We start from the raw sequence: 11,227 nt of genomic DNA on the forward strand, positions 1-11,227 counted from the left end.
GCTCCGAGGAGCGACCGAAGGTGTTTGAGCGACTTCTCGGCGGCGGCCGGTGTCAGGCCCCTCCGCAGCGGCGGCGAGGCGAGCAGGGCGGTGTGCAGCGTGCGGTACGTCGCACGGTCGGCCTCGGTGCCGAGGTGACCGCGACGCAGTAGCGCGCCCCACGAGCTCATGCCGACACCCTATGCGCCCACCCCCGCCCCACCCCGTCGAGTGCTCAGTTCCCGACGTCGGAAAGTGGCACTCGACTGAACGGTGCGCGGATCCCGCCGCCTCGACATCGAGTGCCCAGTTCCCCACGTCGGGAAGTGGGCACTCGACTGAACGGTGGGGTGGGTCAGGCTCCGTTGTCCTCGTCGTCCTCTTCGGCGGCGACGTGCCACAGGCCGGACCGGCGCTCGGCATCGAGCTCCTCCTGGGTGGCGGCGCGGGCCGCGTAGCGGTCCTTCTGCGCCTCACGCTTCTCGTCACGGGTCGGACGCGAGGACTCGGACAGGCGCAGGTCGGTGCCGCGCGAGCCGAGCAGCTCCGCCCCGGCCTGCAACGTCGGCTCCCAGTCGAAGACGACGGCGTCGTCGGTGGCCCCGATGACGACGGTGTCGCCGGCGACCGCGCCGACCTTGTAGAGCTCGTCCTCGACACCGAGCCGGCCGAGGCGGTCCGCGAGGTAGCCGACGGCCTCGTCGTTGCTGAAGTCGGTCTGCCGCACCCAGCGGATGGGGCGCGCCCCGGTGACGCGGAAGAAGACGCCGTCGGGGCCGTTCTCCCTGGTCACCGAGAAGCCCTGGTCGTCGACGGACCGCGGTCGCAGTACGACCCGCTTGGGCACGGCCTCACCGATCTCCTTTCGGGCGGCGTCGACGTGGCGGGCCATCGCGAAGCTCAGCTCGCGCAGGCCCTCATGCGCCACGGCCGAGACGATGAAGACCTCGATACCGCGGGCCTCGAGGTCGGGCTTGACCATCTCGGCGAGCTCGCGCGCCTCGGGCACGTCGGCCTTGTTGAGCACGACGATGCGGGTGCGCTCGGACAGCGGCCGGCCGCCGAGGTCGGCGTCGGGGACGTAGAGCGAGAGCTCGTTCTCGATGACGTCGAGGTCGCTCATCGGGTCACGGCCCGGCTCGAGGGTCGCGCAGTCGATGACGTGGACGAGTACCGAGCAGCGCTCGACGTGGCGCAGGAACTCCAGCCCCAGCCCCTTGCCCTCGTGGGCGCCCGGGATCAGTCCGGGCACGTCGGCCACGGTGAACCGGCTCGATCCGGCCGTCACGACCCCGAGGTTGGGCACGAGCGTCGTGAAGGGGTAGTCGGCGATCTTCGGCTTCGCGGCCGAGAGCACCGACACGAGGGAGGACTTGCCCGCGCTCGGGAAGCCGATGAGGGCCACGTCCGCGAGCGACTTCAGCTCGAGCACGACGTCGATGTCCTCGCCCGGCTCGCCGAGGAGCGCGAACCCGGGGGCCTTGCGACGAGCACTCGACAGGGCTTTGTTGCCCAGGCCCCCGCGACCGCCGGCGGCAATGACGTGCTCGGTGCCCATGCCGACGAGGTCGACGATGATCTGCCCCGAGGCGTCCTTGACGACGGTACCCTCCGGCACGGCCAGCACGAGGTCGTCCCCGTCGGCGCCGTTGCGCTCGTCACCGGCACCGGGTGCGCCGTTGCCGGCCTTGCGGTGCGGGTGGCGGTGGTAGTCGAGAAGCGTCGTCGACGACGGGTCGACGCGCAGGATGACCGAGCCTCCCCGGCCCCCGTTGCCACCGTCGGGTCCGCCGAGCGGCTTGAACTTCTCGCGCTTGACGGAGGCGACACCGTGCCCGCCCGCCCCGGCGCTGAGGTGCAGCACCACGCGGTCGACGAAGGTCACTGCCATGGGAGGTCACTCTTCCAGATCAGGGTGGGCGGACGGCATACGCAGGATGGCTGGAGCCGAGGAGGTGGCACTCGCGCGCTTGCGAGGGACTGCCACATCATTTCGGAATGCCGGGTCGCCCGGGAAAGGCGGAAGGGCGGGCCGCTCGGGCCCGCCCTTCCGGTACATCAGTGGTGATCGCGTCGATCACTCAGCGGCAGCGGTCTCCGGCTGCTCGATGTTGACCGTCTTGCGGCCACGCTTCGTGCCGAACTTGACCGCGCCGGCAACCAGGGCGAACAGCGTGTCGTCGCCACCGCGGCCGACACCCTCACCCGGGTGGAAGTGCGTGCCGCGCTGACGGACGAGGATCTCGCCCGCGTTGACCTTCTGGCCACCGAAACGCTTGACGCCGAGGAACTGTGCGTTCGAGTCGCGACCGTTGCGGGTCGAGGACGCACCCTTCTTGTGTGCCATGTCAGTCCTTCTCTCGTGAGTCTCTGGGTTCCGGGCGGATCACGCGTTGATGGCGGTGATCTTGACCTGGGTCAGCGGCTGACGGTGGCCCTGACGCTTGCGGTAGCCGGTCTTGTTCTTGTACTTCATGATGACGATCTTGGGGCCCTTGGCGGCCTTGACGACCTCGGCCTGGACCGACACCTTCGACAACTTGTCGGCGTCGGACGTGACCGTGGTCCCGTCCACGAGGAGCAGGGGCGTGAGCTCGATGGCATCGCCGGGCTGACCCGTCACCTTGTCGACGAGCAGGACATCGCCCACCGACACCTTCTCCTGGCGACCGCCAGCGCGAACAATCGCGTACACAGTGAAACTCACTCTCTCATCAAGGGTTGGTATCGCCGCTTTCGGCACCGGCCCGTCAATACGGGCCCGGTGGGCGCACCAAGGACAAAGATTACCGGCTGGGAGCGTCCAGCTCCAAACCGAGGTCAGGCCCCGCCGGTGGGACGGGACTCGCTGCTGGCGCGGGGCGGGCCGGCTGGCGCGACGACGCGTCCCCGACGGCGACGCCCCCGGGCGGCGGGCTGCACCTGCACGTTCGCCACGACCGGGGCGGTCCCTGTGGTCTCGACGGTCACCTCGGGCTGCACCGCGGTGACGCTGGGTGCCAAGCCGTCGGATCCGTCGGTGCCGTCGGAGCCGTCGGTGGCACTCGTGGCGTTCGTGAGGTCGGACTCGAGCTCCACGTGCTCGCCACCCGAGGTGGCCTGCCTGTCGGCGCGGTCGGCGTCCTGGGCGTCGTCACCCGACCAGGGACCGTTGTCCTCGGGGAAGCCGTGACCGGCGCTGGCCTCGCTGTGGACCTCGCCAGGGGCCTCACCGTGCGAATCGGCGTGGACCTCGGCGCGGACCTCGGCGATGGCCTCGGCCGCTGCTTCACCCGCGGGCTGACCGGACGCGCTCTTGAGCGCGGCAGCGTGGGCGGCCGCCGCGATCTGGGCCGCGGTCGGACCGTTGCTCTTCGACTCCGCGTGCGTGGTCTGCTGGCTCGGCTGCTGACCGGACTGCTGGCCGCCGTTGCCGTTCTGCGCACCGCTGCCCTGGCTGGGGCTCTGACCCCGGCCGCGACGACGGCTGCTGCCGCCGGCGTCGCCCTGGCTCTGCTCCTGCGGGTGCGCCCCCCTGTCGACGGGGTCGGTGTGGATGATGAAGCCGCGCCCGTTGCAGTGGTCGCACGTCTCCGAGAAGACCTCGATGAGTCCCGAGCCGACGCGCTTGCGGGTCATCTGCAGGAGCCCCAACGAGGTGACCTCGGCGACCTGGTGCTTGGTGCGGTCGCGTCCGAGGCACTCGAGCAGGCGGCGCACGACGAGCTCGCGGTTGCTCTCGAGCACCATGTCGATGAAGTCGATGACGATGATGCCGCCGATGTCGCGCAGCCGGAGCTGGCGAACGATCTCCTCGGCCGCCTCGATGTTGTTCTTCGTCACCGTCTCCTCGAGGTTGCCACCCGAGCCGACGAACTTGCCGGTGTTGACGTCGACGACGGTCATCGCCTCGGTGCGGTCGATGACGAGGGAGCCACCGCTCGGCAGCCAGACCTTGCGGTCCATCGCCTTGGAGAGCTGCTCGTCGACCCGGTGGTGGGTGAAGAGGTCCTCCTCCGCCGTCCACTTGCTGACGCGGTCGGCGAGGTCGGGGGCGACCGACGAGATGTAGGGGTGGATCTCRTTCCACGCCTGGTCCCCGGCGACGACGAGCTGCTTGAAGTCCTCGTTGAAGACGTCGCGGATGACACGGACCGTGAGGTCGGGCTCACCGTGCAGGAGCATCGGGGCCTGGCCGCCCGTCGCCGACCCGGGTGCGCCGTTCTTCTTCTTGCCCTTGCTCTTGCCCGCGCGGGGGCTGGACGCCTCCTCGGCCTTGGCCTGGATGTCCTCCCACGTCCGGGTGAGGCGCTCGACGTCGGCGCGCAGCTCCTCCTCGCTCGCCCCCTCGGCGGCGGTGCGGACGATGACGCCGGCGGAGTCCGGCACGACGTCGCGCAGGATCTTCTTGAGGCGGGCGCGCTCGGTGTCGGGCAGCTTGCGGCTGATGCCCGTCATCGAGCTGTTGGGCACGTAGACGAGGTAGCGGCCGGGCAGCGAGATCTGCGAGGTGAGACGCGCACCCTTGTGGCCGATCGGGTCCTTCGTGACCTGCACGAGGACGGTCTGACCGGAGCCGAGGGCGTTCTCGATGCGCTTGGGCTGGTTGGCCTCGAGACCGGCGGCGTCCCAGTTGACCTCACCGGCGTAGAGCACGGCGTTGCGGCCCTTGCCGATGTCGACGAATGCGGCCTCCATCGAGGGCAGGACGTTCTGGACCCGACCGAGGTAGATGTTGCCGGCCATCGAGACGTTCGTGGCCTGGTCGATGTAGTGCTCGACGAGGACACCGTCCTCGAGGACCCCCATCTGGGTGCGCCCGTCCTTGTTGCGCACGACCATGACCCGGTCGACGGCCYCGCGGCGGGCGAGGAACTCGGCCTCGGTGATGATCGTGCGACGTCGGCCGGCCTCACGGCCCTCACGACGGCGCTGCTTCTTCGCCTCGAGACGGGTCGAGCCCTTGACGGCGACCGGCTCGTCGCTCTGGGTGCGCGGCTGGCGCACACGGGTCGAGACGTTGGGGGTGTCGTCTCCGGACTCGGCGGCGGAGCCGGCGCGGCGACGACGCCGGCGACGACGGCTCGAGCCACCTTCGTCATCCGCGTCACCCTCGGTGTCGGTGTCGATCTCGTCGTCGCGGTCGGCCTCCGGCTCGTCCACGGTCTCGGCGGATCCCCGACGTGCTCCACGCGAACCTCGGGAGTCGCCCGAGTCGGCCTGCTGGTCCTGGGCCTCGTCCTCGTCGTTGCCGCGGCCACGGCGGCCCTTGCCACCCCGGCGGCGGCGCGAGCGGCGGGGGCCGGCCTCCTCGTCGGACTGGGCGTCGGGCTGCTCGTCGGTCTCGGACAGGTCCTCGTCGGCGGCGACGGGCTCGTCCTCGCTCTCCTCCACTTGCTCCTCGACCGCGGGCTGCGGCGTGCCGCGGCGGCGGCGCGTGGGCACGGCCTGGCTCGCGTCGGGCGCCTGGAAGAGCACGCTGAAGCTGGGGACCGCCGTGGTCGAGCGGTCGTCCTCGTCGGAGTCGGAGATGCCGACGGTGGGCAGCTCCTCGGCCTCGTCGAGCGCCTCGACGTCGATGATGGCGGTGCGGTCGACGGTCGCGGCCTCGGACCCGGCGGAGGAGGCCGCCCCCGGCTGGGTGGCGTCCTCGTCGTCTCCGGTGAGCACGCCGGCCAAGAGCTCCTCGACGGCGGCACTGGCTCGGTCGGCCTTGGTGCGCGATCCGCGCTTGGTGGCCCGGGGAGCCGTCGGCGCGTCGCCGGGCTCGACCTTCTTGCGGGTGGCGCGCTTGCGTGCCGGACGCTTCGTCTCGGCGGCCTCGGTCGTGGCGGCTTCGGTCGTGGCGGTCTCGGCCTCGACGACCTCGGTGGTGGTGGCGGGCGTGTCGGCCGTGTCACCGGTGTCACCCGTGGAGAGCGGTGCCTCGGCTGCTCCCTCTGGCTGGGGGGACGCCGCGGCGGGGGCCRTCGGCTCGATGGTGGTGGCCTTCTTCGTCGTGCGACGCGCGGCACGGCGGCGCGGGGCGGGCGCGCTCGCGACTGGAGCTGCCTCCGCGGCGGGCGCCTGGGCGTCCTGCCCGGCACTCCGGTCATGGCCGCGCTCGGCGTCGTGCTCGGCGGGGACCAGCGTCGCGTCGTTGCCGGAGGTGGTGTCGTTGGGTGCCATCAKGCAGCCTCCCGTCAGGTGCGGTGTGACCCACACCCGGCCGGAGCCGCCGACACCGCACGAGTGCGGTTGCAGTCGTCGCGCCGCGTGTGCGACGGAACGGAAGTCGTCTCGCTACACCCGAAAACGGTTCGCGCTGGGCGCGGCCCCGTGATCGAATGCCGCCGACGTCCTGGTCGGCAACCTTGTCGTCGTCATGACCTGGCAGGTCATTCCAGCGGGTCGGTCACCCTCACGTTTACGGTGTCGAGCGGTCCCTGCGCCAGTCGCGTCACCAGAGGGGGGCGCGGAGGCTGCAGGTCGGCGATCTCACGCAGCGCGGTCAGAATGTCGTCGGGGCGTACAGCCGGTGTGGTGTGCCGTACGACCATGCGCAGTATCGCACAGTCAGCCCCGACTTCGTGAGTCGTGACCGTGTCGGTGAGCGCGTCGCTCGGCGCAAGGACTCGAGCAGAGACGATCGAGCCACGCACGTCGAAGGTGCGCGGACCGGACTTCGTCAACCGGGTCACCTCGGCCGTGTCGCGCTCCAGCAGAGCCGCCACGGCCGAGTCCAGGACCTCACGCGGCACGCCGGCGAACTCGAGCAGCCAGTCGCTGGCCTCCAGGCGGTCGGCGAGGGCCCCCGGGGCGGCCTCGACGACCTGGAGGATGTCGATCCCCTGCGGCAGAGCCTCGTCCAGGGCGACACGCACCGAGTCCGGCTGGACACGCTGGGTCACCGAGATCTCGAAGTACTCCGCCTCGCTGCCCGTGCCCGTGGCCGCAGCGTTGGCATAGCTGATCTTCGGGTGCGGGTGGAAGCCCGCAGAGAAGGCCATCGGCACGTCCGCCCGGCGCAGCGCCCGCTCCAGCGCGCGCTGGAAGTCGCGGCTCGAGGTGAACCTCAGCCGTCCCCGCTTCGTGTAGCGGATCCGGAGCTTCTGGACCGCGGGATCCGGTGCCGGACCCTCGGGGACGCGCTGACGTGCCTGACGAGCCATGCCCGGAAGGCTAACCGTTGACGGCTCACGGCCCTAGCGGGCCCGCTGAACCGTCAGTCCGTGGAGAAGCCGCGCCGCGCGTCTGCGCGGCGCTGGCGCTCGGCCGTGTCGGCCTCGTCGAGCCGGGTCGCCTCGGGGAGGGTCGGCGCCGTGCCGCCCAGACTGGCCGGGAGGTACTTGAGGTCCGGGCCGATGAGCGGCTCGTAGGCCGCTCTCGCGACGGCGAGCAGGTCGGCCATGACCGCCTTGTACTGCACGGTGACCGCGTCCGGATCGGCATCGGGAGCGACCGGGATCGGCTCGCCGACATTGATGAGGATCGGCACGTTCGTGCGCCCGAGCCGCTTCGGGTGACCCTTGGTCCAGACCCGCTGGGAGCCCCAGATCACGACGGGCACGATCGGGACACCTGCCTCGATTGCCATCCGGGCCGCGCCGGTCTTGAACTCCTTGAGCTCGAACGAGCGCGAGATCGTCGCCTCCGGGAAGACGCCGACGATCTCCCCGGAGCGGAGCGCGTCAAGGGCGGCGGCATACGACGCCGCCCCCGCGGTGCGGTCCACGGGGATGTGGTGCATCCCGCGCATGAGCGGCCCGCTCACGGGATGGGAGAAGACGCTGTCCTTGGCCATGAACCGCACGAGCCGGCCGGACTTCTGGGCGGCGAGACCGGCGTACGTGAAATCCATGTAGCCGGTGTGGTTGATCGTCATCACCGCTCCCCCGGCTCGCGGGACGTTGTCGTCGCCGAGGATGGTGAACTTCAGTCCCTGCATCGCGAAGACCCCACGGGCGACACCGATGACGGACGAGTAGACGGGCTCCATGGGGGACACTCTGCCCTGCGCCGCCACGCTTCGGCACGCTTCGGCACGCTTCGGCACGCCGACGCCGGGTCGGGACCAGATGCGGCTGTCAGCCGGGTGTGACCTGCCCGGCTGCGACTTCTGACGGCCGGGAGGCCGCGGCCACACGGCATACGGCCAGAAAGGCGGTCGAAGGCACCCTGACGGCCATGGAAGGATTGGGCGCATGACTGACACGCCTGCCACCACGACCTCGCGGATCCCCGAGCGGCCCTCGCTCGACGGGCTCGAGGAGAAGTGGATGCAGGTATGGGCGGACGAGGGCACCTACGCCTTCGACCGCGCCAAGGCGCTGGAGCTGCCCCGGCACCAGGTCTTCGCCATTGACACCCCGCCGCCCACGGCGAGCGGCAGTCTGCACGTCGGCCACGTCTTCAGCTACACGCACACCGACTGCATGGCCCGTTACAAGCGCATGCAGGGCTTCGAGGTCTTCTACCCGATCGGCTGGGACGACAACGGGCTGCCGACCGAGCGGCGCGTGCAGAACTACTACGGCGTGCGCGGCGACGCGAGCCTGCCCTACGAGGCGGGCTTCACCCCGCCCTTCGAGGAGGGCGTGGACGCGAACGGCAAGGCCATCAAGGCGGCCGACCAGCGCCCGATCAGCCGCAAGAACTTCATCGAGCTGTGCGACGTGCTCACCGTCAAGGACGAGGTGACCTTCGAGTCGCTCTTCCGTCGCCTCGGCTTCAGCCTCGACTGGAACATCACCTACCGCACCATCGACGAGCGCTCGCGCGCCGTCGCGCAGCAGGCGTTCCTGCGCAACCTCGCGCGGGGCGAGGCCTACCAGAGCGAGGCCCCCGGCCTCTGGGACGTGACGTTCCAGACCGCCGTCGCGCAGGCCGAGCTCGAGGCGCGCGACTACCCCGGCGCGTACCACCGCGTCGCGTTCCACCGCAGTACTGAGGCTGGTGGCGAGCCCGTCTTCATCGAGACGACGCGACCCGAGCTCATCCCGTCGGTCGTGGCACTCATCGCGCATCCCGACGACGAGCGCTACCAGCCCCTCTTCGGCACGACGGTGACCTCGCCGCTCTTCGGCGTCGAGGTGCCGGTGCTCGCCCACCACGCCGCCGAGATGGACAAGGGCGCCGGCATCGCCATGTGCTGCACGTTCGGTGACCTCACCGACGTCATGTGGTGGCGCGAGCTGCAGCTGCCGATCCGCTCGCTCATCACCCGCAACGGCCGCCTGCAGGCCGAGACGCCCGAGTGGCTCGTCGGGGGCCCGGGCGAGGAGCTGTATGCCGGGTCGCTCGCGACCAAGACGACGTTCAGCGCCCGTGAGGCCGTGGTCGCGGCCCTGCGCGAGTCGGGTGACCTCGACGGCGAGCCGCAGAAGACCCAGCGCAAGGCGAACTTCTACGAGAAGGGCGACAAGCCGCTCGAGATCGTCACCTCGCGCCAGTGGTACATCCGCAACGGCGGGCGCGACGAGGCGCTGCGCTCCAAGCTCGTCGGCATGGGCGAGACGGTGGACTTCCACCCGACCTTCATGCGGTCGCGCTACAAGAACTGGGTCGAGGGCCTCAACGGCGACTGGCTCATCTCGCGCCAGCGCTTCTTCGGCGTGCCCTTCCCGGTCTGGTACCCCGTGACGGCCGACGGCGAGACCGACCACGACCACCCGATCGTCGCTCCGGAGTCGGCGCTGCCCGTCGACCCGCAGATCGACGTGCCGGAGGGCTACGACGAGAGCCAGCGCGGCGTGCCCGGTGGCTTCGTCGCCGACCCCGACATCATGGACACGTGGGCGACGTCGTCGCTGACGCCGCAGATCGCCGCCGGCTGGCCGGTGCGCGAAGGCGCAGCCGAGGCCGACCGGCTCGGCTCCGACGAGGCGCTCTTCGCGTCCCTCTTCCCCTACGACATGCGCCCGCAGGCGCACGACATCATCCGCACCTGGCTCTTCGCCACGGTGACGCGCTCCTACCTCGAGCACGGCGTCGCGCCCTGGCGGCACGCGGCGATCAGCGGCTGGATCCTCGACCCGGACCGCAAGAAGATGAGCAAGTCCAAGGGCAACGCCGAGACGCCGGAGGACGTCGTCGTGGCCAACGGCGCCGACGCCGTGCGCTACTGGGCGGCCTCGGGTCGTCTCGGCACGGACGCCGCCTACGACACCGGCCAGATGAAGGTCGGCCGTCGCCTCGCGATCAAGGTGCTCAACGCCAGCAAGTTCGCCCTGGGCTTCGGTGACGTGTCAGGCGACCTGCGTGCGGCGGTCACGAATCCCCTTGACCTGTCGATGCTCTCGGCACTCGCCGACGTCGTCGACAAGGCCACTCAAGGTTTTGAGGGCTGGGACTACACCCGGTCCCTCGAGGTCACCGAGACCTTCTTCTGGACCTTCTGCGACGACTACCTCGAGCTCGTCAAGGACCGTGCCTACGGCGGYCAGGGCGACGAGGCGGCCGCGAGCGCCCGGGCGGCGCTCCGCCTCGCCCTCGAGACCCTGCTGCGCCTGCTCGCCCCGTTCATCCCGTACGCGACCGAGGAGGTCTGGTCGTGGTTCGGGCAGGGCTCGGTGCACCGCCAGTCCTGGCCGACGCGCGACGAGCTCCCGTCGGGCGGGGACCCGGCGCTCCTCTCGTCGGTCGGTGCTGCCCTCGCCGGCGTGCGCAAGGTCAAGTCCGAGGCGAAGGTCGGCATGCGCGCCGAGGTGCGCACCATGACCCTCGTCGCTCCCGCTACGTCCGTCGCGCACCTGCGGGCGGCCGAGTCCGACCTGCGCGCCAGCGGACGCATCAGCGAGCTGACGTATGCCGAGGGCGAGGCGGTCGAGGTCCGCGACGCCGAGCTCGTCCCCGTCGAGAAGGCGCCCAGCAAGGCCTGATCCTCCAGCGGCCCGACGGATCGTTGCTGTCCTGACCTCTCAGGACGGCAACGATCGGACCGCTACTCCGGTGCCGACGACCCTGCTGGCATAGGGTCTCTCGCATGTCGAGACGGGGGCTGCAGACCGCCATCGTCAGTGGGGTCGTCGTCATGGCCGCACTGGTCGTGGCTGCGATGGGCCAGCCGGTGTCCCTGCTGTCACGCCCCACGGACGTGCAGACGATCCCGCCCCTGCCCCCCGTGACCTCCCTGCAGTCCTCGGCGACGACCCCGCAGCCGACGGCGACGTCGACAGCGACCCCCTTCGACCCCTCGCCGGTGCTCGTCGCCCTCGTCCAGGTCATCCTCGTCCTGGCGGCGCTCGCAGTCGTCCTCGCCCTGGTCCAGCTCATCCGGACGCTCCTGCGA

At 70.7% G+C, this 11,227-nt stretch carries 8 protein-coding genes; 2 read left to right on the forward strand and 6 right to left on the reverse strand.

The genetic code is table 11. From position 1 onward, the window contains the following. Positions 1–334: 334 nt before the first annotated feature. The 6 genes from obgE to AC1DP0_RS10535 form a co-directional block, all read right to left on the reverse strand. Complete coding sequence (obgE, locus tag AC1DP0_RS10510) at positions 335–1,870, reverse strand: GTPase ObgE (protein WP_478084377.1); 1,536 nt, start codon at positions 1,868–1,870, stop codon at positions 335–337. A gap of 186 nt (positions 1,871–2,056) precedes the next feature. Beyond that, a complete protein-coding gene (gene rpmA / locus AC1DP0_RS10515; protein WP_030200289.1) occupies positions 2,057–2,326 on the reverse strand; it encodes a 50S ribosomal protein L27 in 270 nt (89 codons plus the stop codon). Between the two features lie 39 nt (positions 2,327–2,365). Then, positions 2,366–2,674 (reverse strand): 50S ribosomal protein L21, encoded by a 309-nt coding sequence (gene rplU / locus AC1DP0_RS10520; RefSeq protein ID WP_478084390.1) that lies wholly within the window; start codon positions 2,672–2,674, stop codon positions 2,366–2,368. A gap of 125 nt (positions 2,675–2,799) precedes the next feature. Continuing rightward, positions 2,800–6,126, reverse strand: a complete 3,327-nt coding sequence (locus AC1DP0_RS10525) for an Rne/Rng family ribonuclease (protein ID WP_478084380.1) — start codon at positions 6,124–6,126, stop codon at positions 2,800–2,802. 209 nt (positions 6,127–6,335) lie between these two features. After that, entirely contained in the window at positions 6,336–7,109 is a 774-nt protein-coding gene (locus tag AC1DP0_RS10530) for a TIGR03936 family radical SAM-associated protein (protein WP_478084383.1), read from the reverse strand. 53 nt (positions 7,110–7,162) lie between these two features. Beyond that, positions 7,163–7,936: a lysophospholipid acyltransferase family protein gene (locus AC1DP0_RS10535; RefSeq protein WP_478084385.1), complete on the reverse strand. Its 774-nt coding sequence runs from the start codon at positions 7,934–7,936 to the stop codon at positions 7,163–7,165. Between the two features lie 205 nt (positions 7,937–8,141). Between AC1DP0_RS10535 and valS the strand changes: the two genes are divergently transcribed. Together valS and AC1DP0_RS10545 are read left to right on the forward strand one after the other, a co-directional pair. Further along, the gene (gene valS, locus AC1DP0_RS10540; protein WP_478084386.1) at positions 8,142–10,817 is read left to right on the forward strand and encodes a valine--tRNA ligase; all 2,676 of its coding nucleotides are present in this window, start codon (positions 8,142–8,144) and stop codon (positions 10,815–10,817) included. 104 nt (positions 10,818–10,921) lie between these two features. Further along, positions 10,922–11,227 (forward strand): hypothetical protein (locus AC1DP0_RS10545; protein WP_478084388.1); only part of this gene is annotated, 306 nt, incomplete at its 3' end.

Source organism: Terrabacter sp. P5_B1 (assembly GCF_056400505.1).